Source organism: Xanthomonas sp. WHRI 7945, from assembly GCF_035026585.1.
This window is the reverse complement of record NZ_JAYIQP010000004.1, coordinates 109433-125304: the sequence shown is the minus strand read 5'-3', so window position 1 is coordinate 125304 and position 15872 is coordinate 109433. Positions and strand designations below refer to the sequence as shown.

Here is a 15872-nt window from a genome sequence, read left to right as displayed (position 1 = left end):
CTACAGTGGCAGCACCGCATTTTTGTAGGAGCGGCTTCAGCCGCGACAGAAAAGGCGCGCGCCAGTGATGCCCTGTCGCGCAGATTCCGGCCGCGAGATTCTCGAGGTTCCTTTCAGCCCCGACGGGCTTTACCGGCTACGCATGTCGCGACCGGAGCCGCTCCCACGACACGTCTGCGGCCGCAACGCCCAGGACGCAACGCCTATTCGCCCGGCGGCAGATCCGGCGCCACCGGCGGCAGATCGTGCGCGATCAGTTGCAGCGCCCGCTGCAGCGCGCCGCGGCCGTTGGCGACCAGCGCGCACCCGGCCTCGGCCATGCGCGCGCGCGCGGCGGCATCGCCCAGCAAGTCGTGCAGCGCCGTGCACACCGCCGCGGCGTCCTCGCAGATCCCGACCGCGCCGGCCTCGCGCATACGCCGCGAGATGTCGGCGAAATTGTGCAGGTGCGGCCCGGTCACCGACGGCGTGCCGACCGCGGCCGGCTCCAGCAGGTTGTGCCCGCCGATCGGCTGCAGGCTGCCGCCGACGAAGGCGACCTGGGCGCAGGCATAGAACGCCATCAGTTCGCCCAGCGTATCGATCACGAACACGTCGTCCTCGGCGCCGGGCCACTGCTGCTGGCGGCGCGTGGCCACGCGCCAGCCCTGGTCGCGCGCCAGCGCCTCGACCTTGGCGAAGCGCTCGGGATGGCGCGGCGCCCACAGCAGCAGCAGGTCCGGCCACTGCCGGCGCAGTTGCCGGTGCAGCTCGATCACCGCCGCCTCCTCGCCCTCGTGGGTGCTGGCGGCGATCCACACCGGCCGCGTCGGCGCCACGCGTTCGCCGAACGCGGCGACGAACTCCGGCAAGTGCTCGGGCACGGCGATATCGAATTTCAGGTTGCCCAGCGCGCGCACCTGCTGCGGGCGCGCGCCGAGCTCGATGAAGCGTTCGGCGTCCGCCTGCGACTGCGCCGCCACGCAGGTGACGGTGCGCAGCGCGCGCCCGATCAACGGCCGCAGCAGGCGGTAGCCGCGCAGCGAGCGTGCCGACAGCCGCGCATTGAGCACATACACCGGGATGTCGCGATCGCGGCAGCCGAACAGCATGTTCGGCCACAGTTCGGTTTCCAGGATCAACGCCAGACTCGGGCGGAAGTGCTGCAGGAAACGGCCCACGCTGCCGGGCACGTCGTACGGCAGGTAGACGTGGTCCAGCGCATCGCCCCACAGCGCGCGCACCCGCTCGGACCCGGTCGGGGTGATGGTGGTGATCACCCAGCGGATGTCCGGGCGCAGCACGCGCAGCGCGTTGACCACCGGCGCGGCGACGTTGACCTCGCCCACCGACACCGCGTGCAGCCACACTCGCGGCCGCCCGCGCGCCTGCGGATACGAGGCGTAGCGCTCGTCCCAGCGCTGGAAGTACTGGCGCACGCGGAAACCGCGCCAGACCAGGTGATAGACGGTGACCGGCAGCAGCATGTACAGCACGGCCGAATACAGGCCGCGCAGCAGCCGCTCGATGAAATCGTTGCGCATCGCGGAAGCATAGCGGGTTGCGCCGCGCAGGCGGCAGACGATCGCGACCGCCATCCCTGCACGCGCCATCGCGACGCGGCGCCGACGCCGCGTTGCTCGCTCCCGGCTAAACTTGGCGCATGTCCGACCCATCCCCCGCCCTTCCGGCCGCCGCCACCACCGCCGCACCGCCGCCGCGTTCGCCGCGGCACTGGCCGACCTGGTTGCTGCTCGGCATCGCCGTGGCCCTGGCCCGGCTGCCCTGGTTGCTGCAGCGCGCGCTCGGCCGCGGCGTCGGCTGGATCGCGCTGCGCCTGGCCGGCACCCGCCGCCACGCCGCCGAAGTGAACCTGAAACTGTGCTTCCCCGAGCAGAGCGAGGCCTGGCGCACGCGCCTGCTGCACGACAGCTTCGATGCGCTGGGCGTGGGCGTGTTCGAGTTCGCCCGCGCCTGGTGGGGCAGCATCGCCCCGATCCGCCGCCGCACCCGCATCGAAGGCCTGGAGCACCTGCGCGCGCTGCAGGCGCAGGGCCGCGGCGTGCTGCTGGTGTCGGGCCATTTCATGACCCTGGAGATGTGCGGGCGGCTGCTGTGCCAGTACGTGCCGCTGGCCGGCATGTACCGCCGCCACCGCAATCCGGTGTTCGAGTGGGCGGTCAAGCGCGGCCGCCTGCGCTACGCCATCGCCATGTTCGCCAACGAGGACCTGCGCGGCAGCGTGCGCCACCTCAAGCGCGGCGGCTTCCTGTGGTACGCGCCGGACCAGGACATGCGCGGCAAGGACACCGTGTTCGTGCCGTTCTTCGGCATGCCCGCCTCCACCATCACCGCCACCCACCAGTTGGCGCGGCTGACCGGCTGCGCGGTGGTCCCGTATTTCCACCGCCGCGAAGGCGCCGACTACGTGCTGCGCATCGCCCCGCCGCTGGAAGATTTTCCGTCGCAGGACATGATCGCCGACACCGCGCGGGTCAATGCCGCGATCGAGGCCATGGTGCGCGAGGCGCCGGCGCAATACCTGTGGATCCACCGCCGCTTCAAGCGCCAGCCCTGCGGCCGCAGTACGTTCTACGCGCGCGATTGAGCAGGGTGCGCGTTGCGCCGATCGCGCTGCGGATGTTCAGTCAGTAGGACTGGTTGGGTGCAGGCGCAGCCTGCACTCGAAGACCGCGAGACGCAGCCTTAGCCCCTCTCCCACCGGGAGAGGGGTTGGGGTGAGGGTCCGGCGCGAAGCGGCTCGCTGATCTGGGTTCCCGAGGCTTTGCCCGTACCCTCATCCGGCCCTTCGGGCCACCTTCTCCCGGTGGGAGAAGGGAACAGCCTAGCCCCTCTCCCACCGGGAGAGGGTTGGGGTGAGGGTACGGCGCGAAGCGATCAGCCCGCCGCAGGCGAACCAGCCCCCGCAGCGCCGTCGGCGTCGTCCTCCGCCGCCAGCAGCGCACCGACATACAGCCCGACCAGCATCAGCGCCAGCGAGCCCCAGAACGACGAATAGAACGCCAGGTGGGTGTTGAACGGGAACACCGTGGCCAGCAGCGCCAGCATCGCCGGCCGCGCCCGTTCGCGCGCCTGCGGCGAGGCGTAGCGCCACGCGCGCCAGGCCTGCGCGGCGCCGGCCAGCCACAGCAGCAAGCCGATCGCGCCGGTCTCGCTGAGCACTTCGAGCACGATCTGGTGGGCGTGGAAGGCCGGCTCGCGGCCCCAGGCGCCCCCATGCGCAGGATCCGGGTCGCAGGCGACATAGGCTTCGCGGAACCCGCGCACGCCCACGCCGTTGAGCGGATGCTGGCGGATCATGCACCAGGAGGCGCTCCAGATCTGCGTGCGCCCGGCCAGCGCCGCGTCGAGATCGGCCGGACGCCCGCTCAGCGCCAGCGTGGTGCGGGCGAAGCGCTCGCGCACCTGAGGCGAAACCGCGCCGAGCACGCCGGCGACCAGCACCGCGGCCACGCCCAGCGCCAGCAGCCGGCGCATGCCCAGCAAGCGCCAGCCCGACAGCAGCAGCACCAGCGCGTAGGTGATCCACGAGGCGCGCGACCCGGCCAGCACCAGCACCACGCCCACCGCCGCGGCGGCGCACAGCCAGCCCCAGGCGCCGCCGCGGCGCCCGGCCAGGAACAGCAGGAACGGCGACAGGCTGGCCAGCACCTGGCCGAACTTGAGGTTGCACGGCCCGAACACCCCGCTGAGACGGTCGGCCAGCGCGATCTCCTGCGGCGTGCACAGGCCGTGGTGGCTGATCGCCCACTTCAGCTGGTCCATCGACCAGAACAGCGGACTGCTGCCGCACAGCGCCTGCGCCAGTGCATCGGCGGTCCAGATCGCGGCGATGATCGCCAGGCCGTTGAAGGTGGTGCGGCGGCCACGCGGCGTCGCCACCGCCATCGCCACCAGCCACAGGAACGGCAGGAAGCGCAGGTCCACCGCCGATTCGCGCAGCGCCAGCGGCACGTCCACCGCGTCCAGCGCCGACAGCGGCTGCGGCAGCCAGTAGCTCAGGAACAGCAGCGTGGTCAGCGCCCACGCCGGGCCACTGAGCAGGCTGGCGCCGCCGCGGAAACGGCTGTGCAGCAGCCGCGCCAGGGTGACCAGCGCGCCCAGCGCCAGCACCCCCGCGGCCAGGCCCGGCGCCGGCCACAGCGCCACGAACGCCAGCACCCACACCGGCGCCCAGCGTTCGTTGCGCGCCGGAGTCAGCGGCGCGAGCAGGGAGGAATCAGTCGTGGAATTCGTCATACACGGCCAGGGTCGCGCGCTGCATGGCCTGCAGCGTGTAGGGAATCTGCGCCGGCGGCGTCGGCGGATGCGCCAGCAGGCGCGCCGCGGCGGCGTGCAGCGCCGCCGGATCGAAGGCCGGCACCGCGCCCTCGGGCTGCAGCTGCGCCAGCAGTTCGCCGGCGCCGCCGTGCGCCCAGCCCAGCACCGGCCGCCCCACCGCCAGCGCCTCGACCACGGTGCGGCCGAACGCTTCGGGCTTGCGCGACAGCTGCAGCACCAGGTCGCTGGCGGCATAGGCCTCGGCGATGCGCGCGGTCGGCGCGGTGAACGCGACCGCCTCGGCGATGCCCAGCGCGGCGGCCTGCGCTTCCAGCTCCTGCATGTAGGCCGCGCGCCCGGCCTCGCGCGCGCCGGGCAGCCACAGCCGCGCGTCGCTGCCGTCGGCGCGCACTGCGGCGAGCAGGCGCAGCGCGTCGGCATGGCCCTTGAGGCGAGTGCCCCGACCGGGCAACAGCAGCAGCGGGCCGTGGCCGGCCGTGGCCGGTGCCTGGGTCGCGGCCCAGGCGCGCGCCGCAGGATCGGGCTGCGCACGGCGCGGGAACTGCGCCGGGTCGATGCCGCGCGGGATCACCCGCAGCCGCGCCGGGTCGGTCTGCGGGTAGTGGCGCAGCACGTAGTCGCGCACCGTGGCGGACACGCAGATCACCCGCTCGCCGCGGGCCATGATCGCGCTGTAGCGGCTCGGCGAATTGAGCCCGTGCACGGTGGTGACGAAGCGCGGCCGCTGCGCCGCGGGCAAGCCGCGCAGCGCGTGCCACCCCAGCCAGGCCGGCAGCCGCGAGCGCGCGTGCACGATGTCCGCCCGCTCGCGCACGAACAGGCGGCGCAGCGCCGGCACGTGGCGCAGGCTCAGCAGCGATTTGCGGCCGATGTCCAGGGCGATGTGCTCGGCGCCGGTCGCGGCCAGCGCCGGCAGCAGGCGGCCGCCAGCCGAGACCACCAGTGCGCGGTGCCCGGCCGCGACCAACGCCGCGGCGATTTCCAGGGTGGAGCGTTCGACGCCGCCGGATTCGAGCGCCGGCAGCAGTTGCACCACGGTCAGGCGGTGCATCGCGCCGGCGGTCAGTCGACCAGCACGAAGACCGCGCCGCAGTAGGGGCACTGGGCTTCGTTGCCCGGCTCGTCCTCGACCGGCAGGTACACCCGCGGGTGCGAGTTCCACAGCGCCATCTCCGGCGTCGGGCAGCTCAGCGGCAGCTCGGCGCGGTGCACGGTGTAGCGCTTCTCTGCATTGGCGGGCGCGGTGGCGGTATGGCTCATGGCGGTAGGCACGGCGGGAGGGGACAGCGAATTCTAGCAGCCCGTCCCGCGCGCGCGCCGGGGCGGGCGGCGCGCGCGCATGCGCCGCCGGCCATGACCTGGACGTGTCCTTGCGTAGCGGCTTGATGCCAAGCGATGACATCCACTATGCTCGGCGGTACGCGGCGCAAACCTGCCGCTCCGAGGTGTCCCGTGGATATAGGTGTGCGATTGATGCAGGCGCGGCGCAATGCCGGTTTCACGCTGCGCGAGCTGGCGGCCTTGCTTGGTGTGGCGCATAGCACCCTGGGTCACTGGGAGAACAATCGTTCGGTTCCCAATGCCCGGCATTTGCTGAAGATTGCCGAACTTACCGGCGTCGATGCCTACGTGCTGCTGACCGGCAAGCCGTCCAAGCTGAACCAGGGCGACCACGAAAGCCTGCCGCTGCCGGCCGGCAAGCGCCTGGCCTGAGGGCCCCGCGGCGCCGCTGGCGCCGCGTTAGATCCTGCGCAGCCGCGCGGCGGAAGCCGCCATGGCGTCAAGCCTGCGCCCGCCGAGAGCGGCTCATCCGCCTCGGACTCTAAACCGTTCATGCAACGCACGCCGACGGCGTGGACGCGGGAGGCGTCTGTGCGACGCCGCCGCGCACATCGGCATGGATTACGCCGGGGCTCGACCCGCCGTTACTTCGATCGGTCAGTTTTGACGCCTGCGCGAGGCAACCCACCCCGATCGCTGGCAAGCCCGATCGCCACATCCTGGCGCGACGGGCTGGCCCGATGCGATGGCATCCGAACACGCGCCGCAGAGAGACACCGCACGCCCGCTCGGCATGGAGTGCCGACAGCAAAACGCGCAGCCACCACGGCTGCGCGCGCATGTACATCGAACGCCCGAAGCCAGCGCTTACGGCGCGCTCTTCTCCGCTTCCAGCTGCTTGCGGATCTGCGCATCGACCGCGGCGATCGCGGTCATGTTCATCACCCGGCGCGAGGTGGCGCTGGTGGTGAGGATGTGCACCGGCTTGGAGATGCCCATCAGGATCGGGCCGATCGCCACGCCGTCGGTGAACACGCGCACCAGGTTGTAGGCGATGTTGGCCGCTTCCAGGTTCGGCAGCACGAACAGGTTGGCGCGCCCCTTCAGCGTGCTGTTGGGCATGATCTGCTTGCGCAGCGCCTCGTCCCAGGCGGTATCGCCCTGCATCTCGCCGTCGATGTTGAGCTCGGGCTTGCGCTTGAGCAGCGCCTCGCGCACCTGGCGCATCTTCAGTGCATCGCGCGAGTCGTGGCTGCCGAAGTTGGAGTGCGACAGCAGCGCGATGTTCGGCTCGATGCCGAACAGCTTCAGCCGGTATGCGGCCTGCAGCGTAGCCTCGACGATCTGCTCCACGCTCGGATCTTCCTGCACGTGCGTGTCCAGGAAGAAGAACGCGCCCTGCTGGTTGATCACCCCGGTCATCGCCGAGGTCGAACTGACCCGCGGCTCCAGCGGGATCACGCTGCGCGCGTAGCCGAGCTTCTTGTGGAAACGGCCGACCACGCCGGTCAGCAGCGCATCGGCTTCGCCGCGCGCGACCATCACCGCGGCGATCAGCGTCGGCCGCGAGCGCATCAGTTCCTTGGCCGCGGTGACGGTGACGCCGCGGCGCTCGGTCAGCGCGTGGTAGTACTGCCAGTAGTCGTTGAAGCGCGGATCGTCGTGGATGTTGGTGATCTCGAAGTCCACGCCGGCGGTGATGCGCAGGCCCAGCCGCTCGATGCGCGCCTCGATCACGTCCGGGCGGCCGATCAGGATCGGGAACGCCAGGCCTTCGTCGATCACGCTCTGCACCGCGCGCAGCACCACTTCCTCTTCGCCCTCGGCGTAGACCACGCGCTGCTTGTCGGCGCGGGCGCGGTCGTACACCGGCTTCATCATCAGGCTGGTGCGGTAGACGAACTGGCTGAGCGTGTCGCGGTAGGCGGCCATGTCGGCGATCGGGCGCGTGGCCACGCCCGAATCCATCGCCGCCTGCGCCACCGCCGAGGACAGCTCGACCAGCAGGCGCGGATCCAGCGGCCGCGGGATCAGGTAGTCGGGACCGAAGCTCGGGGTCTCGCCGCCGTAGGCCGCGCCCAGGTCGGAGGCCTCGCGCCGCGCCATCGCCGCGATCGCCTTGACGCAGGCGATCTTCATCGCCTCGTTGATGCCGGTGGCGCCGACGTCGAGCGCGCCGCGGAACAGGTACGGGAAGCACAGCACGTTGTTGATCTGGTTCGGGTAGTCCGAACGGCCGGTGCCGATGATCGCGTCCGGGCGCACCGCCTTGGCCGCCTCCGGGGTGATTTCCGGATTCGGATTGGCCAGCGCGAAGATCACCGGCTGCGGCGCCATCGTCGCCACCATTTCCGGCTTGAGGATGCCGGCGGCAGACAGGCCCAGGAAGATGTCCGCGCCCTCGACGATCTCGGCCAGGGTGCGCTTGTCGGTGTCGCGCGCGTAGCGCAGCTTGTCCGGGTCCAGGTCGGTGCGGCCGGTGTGGATCACGCCGTCGCGGTCCAGCGCCAGGATGTTCTCCGGCTTCAGCCCCAGCGACACCAGCATGTTGACGCAGGAGATGCCGGCCGCGCCCATGCCGGTGGTGGCGAGCTTGACGTCCTCGATCTTCTTGCCGGTCACCACCAGCGCGTTGAGCACCGCCGCGCCGACGATGATCGCGGTGCCGTGCTGGTCGTCGTGGAACACCGGGATGTTCATCCGCTCGCGCAGCTTGCGCTCGACCACGAAGCACTCGGGCGCCTTGATGTCTTCCAGGTTGATGCCGCCGAAGGTCGGCTCCAGGCTGGCGATGATGTCGACCAGCTTGTCCGGGTCGTTCTCGTCGATCTCGATGTCGAACACGTCGATGCCGGCGAACTTCTGGAACAGCACGCCCTTGCCTTCCATCACCGGCTTGGACGCCAGCGGGCCGATGTTGCCCAGGCCCAGCACCGCGGTGCCGTTGCTGATCACCGCGACCAGGTTGCCGCGCGCGGTCAATGCGCTGGCCTGCTGCGGATCGGCGACGATCGCCTCGCAGGCGAACGCCACGCCCGGCGAATAGGCCAGCGACAGGTCGCGCTGGGTCAGCATCGGCTTGGTCGCCGACACCTTGATCTTGCCCGGCGGCTGCTGGCGGTGATAGTCGAGGGCGGCCTGTTTGAAATCGTCGTTTGACATCGAGGCTTCTGTAGTCGAGAGGCGCGAGGACCCAGGATTCTACTCCCTGGGCCATGGCCAAGCCTGTCTTGCGGCTGTCGCCGCGCAGGCCGGGGCCGGAAACGCGAAGCGCCGGCAAGGCCGGCGCGCGCGCAGGGCGATGAAACTCAGCGGATCGCGGCAGGCTCGGCCACGACCGCCGGCAGCGCGTCTTCGCCGCCGTCCAGGGCAATGCGCAGGCGATCGCGGTCCAGCGCGTTCTCCCAGCGCGAGACCACCACGGTGGCGACCGCGTTGCCGATGAAGTTGGTCAGCGAGCGGCATTCGCTCATGAAGCGGTCCACGCCCAGGATCAGCGCCATGCCCGCCACCGGCACTTCCGGCACCACCGCCAGCGTCGCCGCCAGGGTGATGAAGCCGGCGCCGGTGACGCCCGCGGCGCCCTTGGAGCTGAGCATCGCCACCAGCAGCAGCGCGATCTGGTGACCCAGGGTCAGCTCGGTGTTGGTCGCCTGGGCGATGAACAGCGCGGCCAGGGTCATGTAGATGTTGGTGCCGTCCAGGTTGAACGAATAGCCGGTGGGCACCACCAGCCCGACCACCGACTTCTCGCAGCCGGCCTTCTCCATCTTCTCCATCAGCGACGGCAGCGCCGATTCGGACGAGGAAGTGCCCAGCACCAGCAGCAGTTCCGCCTTCAGGTAGCGGATCAGCTTGAAGATCGAGAAGCCGCACAGGCGCGCCACCGCGCCCAGGATCACCAGCACGAACAGCAGCGCGGTCACGTAAAACGAGCCCACCAGCCAGGCCAGGTTGATCAGCGACTCCACCCCGTACTTGCCGATGGTGAAGGCGATCGCGCCGAACGCGCCGAGCGGTGCGGCGCGCATCAGGATGTGCACCAGCTTGAACACCGGCGCGACCAGCGCCTCCAGCAGGTTCAGCACCGGCTTGCCGCGCTCGCCGACCATCGCCAGCGACACACCGAACAGCACCGCCACGAACAGCACCTGCAGGATGTTGTCGCCGACGAACGGGCTGAGCAGCGTCTTGGGGATGATGTCCATCAGGAAGCCGACCAGGGTCAGCTCGTGCGACTTCTCCACGTAGCTGTGCACCGCGCTCTGGTCCAGGTCGGCCGCATTGATGTTCATGCCGGCGCCGGGCTGCACCACGTGCGCGACGATCATGCCGACCACCAGCGCCAGCGTGGAGAAGAACAGGAAATACACCATCGCCTTGACGAAGACACGGCCCACCGTCTTCAGGTGGGTCATGCCGGCGATGCCGGTGACGATGGTCAGGAAGATGACCGGCGCGATGATCATCTTCACCAGCTTGATGAAGGCGTCGCCCAGCGGCTTGAGCTTCTCGGCGAAGGCCGGTTCGAAGTGGCCGAGCAGCGCGCCGAGCACGATGGCGACCACCACCTGGAAATACAGCTGCCGGTAGAACGGCACATGCCGATGCACGAGGCCGCCGGCCGGGGAAGTTGGGATATGCATGCAGAGCGCTCCGGAACGGGACGAACCGGGGACCCGACGCAGGTCCCGGAATGCTGCCTTTGTACGCGGCGCCGGCTTCTAAGCAGATAACCTATTGGTACTAGTTCCCTGTTCGCGGCGCCGTCGGCGCAGTTACAGTGTCCCGGCACGCTCACGGGAGGGAGATGCGACACGCAACGCCGGCGCCGGGCCGCGCCCCGCCGATGCTGCGTCGCGCACCGATCTGCCGCCGGCGCTGCCGGTGTCGCATGCGTATTCAGGGGCGATGCGCCGTCGCAGGATCGCAACATCGCTGTAAAGAACCGCCGGATGCGTCCGCTATTGCATGCGGGCGGCTCGTTGTTCCGACGGATGCGCCCGCACCGCGGCCGAGGGTCGGCCGCGGTCGGCAACTCGTTGCACCGCCCGCGCAAGCCCGTCCCGTTCAATCGAGTGCCGGCGCGCTTTTTTCCTCATCAAGAAGACATCACACCATGCGCCATACCCTTCTCTTCGCTGCGCTGTGCCTGACCGCCGCCGCTCCCGCCGTCGCCAGCGGCTTCGACGATTGGCCGACCAAGGTCGCCTTCAACGACGGCACCGAACTGGCCCTGACCGGCAACTACGGCTACGACTGGAACAACTTCTCCGACGACGACGCGCGCCTGGAAGACGACAATGCGTTCCGGCGCAAGGAATTCGGCGCCACGCTGAAGAAGAAGGGCGTGTACGACGCGATGGTGTACTTCGACTTCCAGTCCAAGCTGTGGCTGGACGTGTTCTTCCGTTTCGAGACCAAGGCGCTGTTCGGCAGCGACTACGGCAAGGTGCGGCTGGGCTACATCAAGGTGCCGGTCGGCCTGGAAGGCGTGACCAGCTCGCGCGCCGACAGCTTCATGGAGACCGCGCTGCCGATCCAGGCGATCTACCAGGGCCGCCGCACCGGCGTGGAGTGGACCTTCGAGCGTCCGCAGTACCTGCTGCAGGCCGGCGCGTACGGCGGCAAGGACCTGCAGGGCGACAACCCCGGCACCACCCAGGCGGTGCGCGGCGTGTGGACCCCGTTCAAGGCCGAGGGCGACGTGCTGCACCTGGGCCTGGCCTATTCGCAGGAAAACCCGCGCGGCTACCACAACGGCCTGGACGTGAGCTTCAGCCCGCGCGTGCGTCTGCGTGCGCGCCCGGAAGCCGGCCTGACCGACGTGCGCCTGGTCGACTCGGGCACCTTGGTCGATGCCGACCAGGTGCGCCGCACCGGCCTGGAAGCGATCTGGATCAAGGGTCCGTTCTCGCTGCAGGGCGAGGCGCTGCGCGCCGAGGTCACCCGCGACAACGGCCGCCCCGACTACACCGCCGACGGCCAGTACGTCTTCGCCAGCTACGTGCTGACCGGCGAGTCGCGCCCGTACAGCGCCGGCAACGTGGCCAACATCAAGCCGGCCAACGCCTACGGCGCGGTCGAGCTGCTGGCCCGCTACAGCCGCCTGGATCTGGACGACGGCAGCATCCTCGGCGGCCGTGAGCACAACTGGACCCTGGGCGCCAACTGGTACCTGACCAGCCACTTCAAGTTCCAGGCCAACTACGTGCGCGCCGATGCCGAACGCGCCGGCGTGCGCACCAAGCCGGACTCGTTCGACCTGCGTGCGCAGGTGCAGTTCTGATCGACGCGCGCTGATCGGCACGCCCTGATCGGGACGTGCTGATTCGTGCGTGCTGATCCGCACGTGCTGGTCGGCCCGATCGGCGATGCCCGATCGGGGTTGGATTCAACAGGAAACCACAACTCGGCACCGCCGGCCCTCTCCACCGGGCCGGCGGTGCCGAGCTGCGTCCGCCATCCAGCCCCAATAGCGCGATCGCATCGGCGCCACAGGTGCCGCCTGCCCGACCGATCGCCACCAGCGCGCACGCCGCTGCCGCTAAGCTGACGGCCATCGTCCGGCCGCGTCCCTCCGCATGTATTCCGCTTCGCGCTATCGCCACCTCGCCCTGCTCCTGCTCGTCGTCCTCGGCGGCATGGCGCTGGCGATGCTGTCGGCCGGGCATTTCGCCGAACAGCGCGCGCTGCGCGCCGAGAGCCGGCAGCTGCGGCAACAGCTGGACCTGTACGCGCAGACCCTGCAGCAGCGCATCGACCGCTATCGCACCCTGCCGCAGGTGCTGGCGCTGGATCCGGAACTGCGCGACGCGCTGACCCGGCCGCTGGACCCGGCCACGCACCAGCGGCTGAACCTGAAGCTGGAGCGCGCCAACGACGTCACCCGCTCCTCGACGCTGACCCTGATCGGCGCCGACGGCGTCGCCGTGGCCGCCAGCAACTGGCGCCTGGCCAGCAGCAACGTCGGCGCCGACTACAGCTTCCGCCCCTACGTGAAGCAGGCGCTGGCGCAGGGCAGCGGGCGTTTCTACGGCATCGGCATGACCACCGGCGTGCCCGGCTATTTCCTGTCGCAGGCGATCCGCGACGAGGCCGGGCGCACCCTCGGCGTGATCGTGATCAAGATCGAGCTGGCCGCGCTGGAGCGCGAGTGGCTGCGCGTGCCCGACGTGGTGCTGGTCAGCGACCGCCACGGCGTGGTGTTCCTGTCCAGCCGCGACGCCTGGCGCTACCGCCAGCTGCAGCCGCTGAGCGCGCGCGAACGCGAGGAACTGCTGGCCACCCGCCAGTACGCCCGGCAGGCGCTGCTGCCGGCGCAGCGTCGCAGCCTGGACACGCTGGACGACGGCGGTCAGGTGATGCGCGTCGATGCGCCCGCGCAACGCGCGCCGCTGCTGTGGCAGAGCATGGCGCTGCCGGAGAGCGGCTGGCGCCTGCACCTGCTGCACGACATCGGCGGCAGCCGCGCCGCCGGCCGCGCCGCCGCGCTGGCCGCGGCCGGCATCTGGCTGGCGCTGGTGTTCCTGGGCTTGCTGTTCCAGCAGCGCCAGCGCCTGGCGCGGTTGCGCCAGCGCAGCCGGCGCGAACTGGAATCGCTGCTGCAACAGCACGCGCAGGAGCTGCGCACCGCGCAGGACGGCATCGTGCAGGCCGCGCAGCAGGCCGACACCGGCCTCAGCCGCAGCCTGGAGCACCTGCCGCAGGGCGTGGTGATCATCGATGCGCAGCTGTGCCTGGTGGCGTGGAATTCGCGCTACCTGGAGATCTTCCGCTTCCCGCCGGAGCTGATCCGCATCGGCCGCCCGATCGAGGACGTGTTCCGCTACAACGCGCGCCGCGGCCTGCTCGGTCCCGGCCCGGTGGAGGCGGCGATCCAGCGTCGCCTCGATCACCTGCGCAGCGGCCGCCCGCACATGCGCGAGAGCGAGAAGGACGACGGCACCGTGCTGGAGATCCGCGGCAACCCGCTGCCCGACGGCGGCTTCGTCACCAGCTATGCCGACATCACCAGCTACAAGAACGCCGCGCGTGAACTGCGCTCGTTGGCCGATGCGCTCGAACACCGCGTCGCCGAACGCACCCGCGACCTGGCCGACGCCAAGCGCGAGGCCGAGAATGCCAACCGCTACAAGACCCGCTTCGTCGCCTCGGCGGTGCACGATCTGCTGCAACCGCTCAACGCCGCGCGCATGTTCGTCTCGGCGCTGCGCGGCAAGCTGCACGACGACGACGCGCGGCAGATCGCCGACCATGTCGACAACGCGCTGGTCGCGCAGGACGCGATCCTCAACAGTCTGCTGGACATCTCGCGGCTGGAAGCGGGCACGCTGAAGACGCAGGTGCGCGATTTCGCGCTGGGGCCGCTGCTGCAGGCCCTGGCGCACGAGTTCGGCATCGTCGCGCAGGACCGCGGCCTGCGCCTGGACTACGTGCCGACCCGCGCCACGGTGCGCAGCGACGAGACCCTGCTGCGGCGCATCCTGCAGAACTTCCTGTCCAACGCCATCCGCTACACCCCGCGCGGACGCGTGCTGCTGGGCTGCCGCCGCGACGGCGCACGCCTGCGCATCGAAGTCCACGACCAGGGCCCGGGCATCCCCGAAGCGCTGCAGCAGGAGATCTTCGAAGAGTTCCGCCGCCTCGGCGACGGCGTCGCCCATGACCGCGGCGCCGGCCTCGGCCTGGCGATCGTGGAGCGCATTGGCCGCCTGCTCGGCCACCGCATCGGCCTGCGTTCGCAGCTCGGCCGCGGCAGCGTGTTCGCGGTCACCGTGGCGCTGGGCGACGCCACCGCCGCGGCGCAGGCGCAGCCGCCGACCGCGGTGGCCAGCGACAACGGCGACGACCCGATCCTGCACGGCTGCCGGGTGTGGTGCATCGACGACGAGCCGCGCGTGTGCGAGGCCAGCCGCATGCTGCTGGAACGCTGGGCGTGCCGGGTGGAACTGGCCGCCGGCCCGGAGGAGGCGCTGGCCGCGGCGCAACCGGCACAGGCGCCGGAGCTGGTGCTGCTGGACGTGCGCATGGGCGCGCGCGACGGCCCGGCCCTGTTCGCGCAACTGTGCGAGCGCTGGAACGCCGAGCCGCGGGTGATCCTGGTCACCGCCGAAGCCGATCCGGCGCTGCGCGCGCTGGCCCAGGAACGCGGCTGGGGCTTCCTGGCCAAGCCGGTGCGCGCGCCGGCGCTACGCGCACTGATGACGCAGATGCTGCTGCGCCGCGGTTGAGCGCTCTATCACCGGAGCAATAGCCCCTCTCCCCCCGGGAGAGAGGTTGGGGTGAGGGTCCGGCGCGAAGCGACTCGCGGAGTTGGGTGCACGAGGCTGCGCCCGTACCCTCATCCGCCCCTGCGGGGCACCTTCCCCCAAAAAGGGGGCCATGGTCCCGAGGGGAGAAGGAAACAGCCGCGGTGCGCCTTAGCCCCTCTCCCACCGGGAGAGGGGTTGGGGTGAGGGTCCGGCGCGAAGCGACTCGCGGAGTTGGGGCACGCGAGGCTGCGCCCGTACCCTCATCCGCCCCTGCGGGGCACCTTCTCCCGGTGGGAGAAGGAAACAGCCGCGGTGCGCCTAGCCCCTCTCCCCCCGGGAGAGGGGTTGGGGTGAGGGTCCGGCGCGAAGCGGCTCGCTGAGTTGGGTACGCGAGGCTGCGCCCGCACCCTCATCCGCCCCTTCGGGGCACCTTCCCCCGAAAAGGGGGCCATGGTCCCGAGGGGAGAAGGAACAGCCTTAGCCCCTCTCCCACCGGGAGAGGGGTTGGGGTGAGGGTCCGGCGCGCAGCGACTCGTGGAGTTGGGTACGCGAGGCTTCGCCCGTACCCTCATCCGCCCCTGCGGGGCACCTTCTCCCGGTGGGAGAAGGGAAAGGGAACAGCCGCGCGTGCTTAGTCCCACCGATGCCCGGCCCCTTTCACCACTCGCGCGGTGCGATCAGTTCCTCGGCGTCGGCGTCATCGAAGCCGTAGGTCTTGGCGATGTACAGGAAATCCACGCCGATGTTGTCGCGCGCGGCGGTCTCGATTTCGCTGTCGTGCGCCTCGAATTCCAGCGCCAGCGCGTTGAATTCCTCGGTGGCGGCGTGGGTGAGCCGGTACAGCGCGGGCAGATCCTTCGGCGCCTGCGCCTCGATCGCCTCGCACAGCCGCAGCAGGATCTTCTGGCCCTTGCCGACCAGGAAGGAGGGGAAGTAGTCGTCGTCCAGCATTTCCTGCAGGAACGGGTAGTACGTGATCTGCTCGTTGCTAAGGGGCATGGTCGGGGGATCCTTTCCGCCCGCAGGAAGCGCGGGCGCCAGTGCATAGCATCGCGT

The 15872-nt window shown here is 70.5% G+C and carries 11 protein-coding genes; 4 read left to right on the top strand and 7 right to left on the bottom strand.

Going from position 1 to position 15872, the window contains the following annotated elements:
* Window positions 1-203: 203 nt before the first annotated feature.
* Entirely contained in the window at window positions 204-1523 is a 1320-nt protein-coding gene (gene waaA, locus VDQ83_RS04980; protein WP_455434080.1) for a lipid IV(A) 3-deoxy-D-manno-octulosonic acid transferase, read from the bottom strand.
* Window positions 1524-1642: 119 nt separating this feature from the next.
* Here waaA and VDQ83_RS04975 point away from each other — a divergent pair, with 119 nt between their 5' ends.
* Entirely contained in the window at window positions 1643-2587 is a 945-nt protein-coding gene (locus tag VDQ83_RS04975) for an LpxL/LpxP family Kdo(2)-lipid IV(A) lauroyl/palmitoleoyl acyltransferase (protein ID WP_455434079.1), read from the top strand.
* A gap of 290 nt (window positions 2588-2877) precedes the next feature.
* Here the strand turns inward: VDQ83_RS04975 and VDQ83_RS04970 are convergent, their stop codons facing one another.
* The 3 genes from VDQ83_RS04970 to VDQ83_RS04960 are packed head-to-tail and all read right to left on the bottom strand — an operon-like array spanning window position 2878 to window position 5541.
* Window positions 2878-4239: an O-antigen ligase family protein gene (locus tag VDQ83_RS04970; RefSeq protein ID WP_455434078.1), complete on the bottom strand. Its 1362-nt coding sequence runs from the start codon at window positions 4237-4239 to the stop codon at window positions 2878-2880.
* Window positions 4220-5332 carry a glycosyltransferase gene (locus VDQ83_RS04965; protein WP_455434077.1) on the bottom strand — a complete coding sequence of 371 codons (1113 nt, stop codon included), beginning with the start codon at window positions 5330-5332 and terminating at the stop codon, window positions 4220-4222. Before VDQ83_RS04965 ends, VDQ83_RS04970 begins: the two co-directional genes overlap by 20 nt.
* 11 nt (window positions 5333-5343) lie before the next feature.
* Window positions 5344-5541 carry a zinc-finger domain-containing protein gene (locus tag VDQ83_RS04960; RefSeq protein WP_263395669.1) on the bottom strand — a complete coding sequence of 66 codons (198 nt, stop codon included), beginning with the start codon at window positions 5539-5541 and terminating at the stop codon, window positions 5344-5346.
* 192 nt (window positions 5542-5733) lie between these two features.
* Here VDQ83_RS04960 and VDQ83_RS04955 point away from each other — a divergent pair, with 192 nt between their 5' ends.
* On the top strand, window positions 5734-5994 hold the full coding sequence (locus VDQ83_RS04955; RefSeq protein WP_263398520.1) for a helix-turn-helix domain-containing protein: 261 nt from the start codon (window positions 5734-5736) through the stop codon (window positions 5992-5994).
* 435 nt (window positions 5995-6429) lie between these two features.
* Here the strand turns inward: VDQ83_RS04955 and VDQ83_RS04950 are convergent, their stop codons facing one another.
* Together VDQ83_RS04950 and VDQ83_RS04945 are read right to left on the bottom strand one after the other, a co-directional pair.
* Complete coding sequence (locus VDQ83_RS04950; protein WP_263395670.1) at window positions 6430-8724, bottom strand: NADP-dependent malic enzyme; 2295 nt, start codon at window positions 8722-8724, stop codon at window positions 6430-6432.
* A gap of 146 nt (window positions 8725-8870) precedes the next feature.
* The gene (locus VDQ83_RS04945) at window positions 8871-10208 is read right to left on the bottom strand and encodes a dicarboxylate/amino acid:cation symporter (RefSeq protein WP_309914196.1); all 1338 of its coding nucleotides are present in this window, start codon (window positions 10206-10208) and stop codon (window positions 8871-8873) included.
* Window positions 10209-10681: 473 nt separating this feature from the next.
* Between VDQ83_RS04945 and VDQ83_RS04940 the strand changes: the two genes are divergently transcribed.
* Together VDQ83_RS04940 and VDQ83_RS04935 are read left to right on the top strand one after the other, a co-directional pair.
* Entirely contained in the window at window positions 10682-11851 is a 1170-nt protein-coding gene (locus VDQ83_RS04940) for an OprO/OprP family phosphate-selective porin (protein WP_455434076.1), read from the top strand.
* Window positions 11852-12146: 295 nt separating this feature from the next.
* The gene (locus VDQ83_RS04935) at window positions 12147-14795 is read left to right on the top strand and encodes a hybrid sensor histidine kinase/response regulator (protein WP_455434075.1); all 2649 of its coding nucleotides are present in this window, start codon (window positions 12147-12149) and stop codon (window positions 14793-14795) included.
* Between the two features lie 678 nt (window positions 14796-15473).
* Here VDQ83_RS04935 and VDQ83_RS04930 read toward each other — a convergent pair.
* Window positions 15474-15815: a DUF5713 family protein gene (locus VDQ83_RS04930; RefSeq protein ID WP_263395674.1), complete on the bottom strand. Its 342-nt coding sequence runs from the start codon at window positions 15813-15815 to the stop codon at window positions 15474-15476.
* Between the last annotated feature and the right edge of the window lie 57 nt (window positions 15816-15872).

Bases quoted from the DNA above. Each gene is read 5' to 3' on its own strand.
- VDQ83_RS04935 (WP_455434075.1), top strand. From the start codon at position 12,147: ATGTATTCCGCTTCGCGCTATCGCCACCTCGCCCTGCTCCTGCTCGTC.
- VDQ83_RS04930 (WP_263395674.1), bottom strand. From the start codon at position 15,815: ATGCCCCTTAGCAACGAGCAGATCACGTACTACCCGTTCCTGCAGGAA.
- VDQ83_RS04975 (WP_455434079.1), top strand. From the start codon at position 1,643: ATGTCCGACCCATCCCCCGCCCTTCCGGCCGCCGCCACCACCGCCGCA.
- VDQ83_RS04945 (WP_309914196.1), bottom strand. From the start codon at position 10,208: ATGCATATCCCAACTTCCCCGGCCGGCGGCCTCGTGCATCGGCATGTG.
- VDQ83_RS04950 (WP_263395670.1), bottom strand. From the start codon at position 8,724: ATGTCAAACGACGATTTCAAACAGGCCGCCCTCGACTATCACCGCCAG.
- waaA (WP_455434080.1), bottom strand. From the start codon at position 1,523: ATGCGCAACGATTTCATCGAGCGGCTGCTGCGCGGCCTGTATTCGGCC.
- VDQ83_RS04960 (WP_263395669.1), bottom strand. From the start codon at position 5,541: ATGAGCCATACCGCCACCGCGCCCGCCAATGCAGAGAAGCGCTACACC.
- VDQ83_RS04970 (WP_455434078.1), bottom strand. From the start codon at position 4,239: ATGACGAATTCCACGACTGATTCCTCCCTGCTCGCGCCGCTGACTCCG.
- VDQ83_RS04940 (WP_455434076.1), top strand. From the start codon at position 10,682: ATGCGCCATACCCTTCTCTTCGCTGCGCTGTGCCTGACCGCCGCCGCT.
- VDQ83_RS04965 (WP_455434077.1), bottom strand. From the start codon at position 5,332: ATGCACCGCCTGACCGTGGTGCAACTGCTGCCGGCGCTCGAATCCGGC.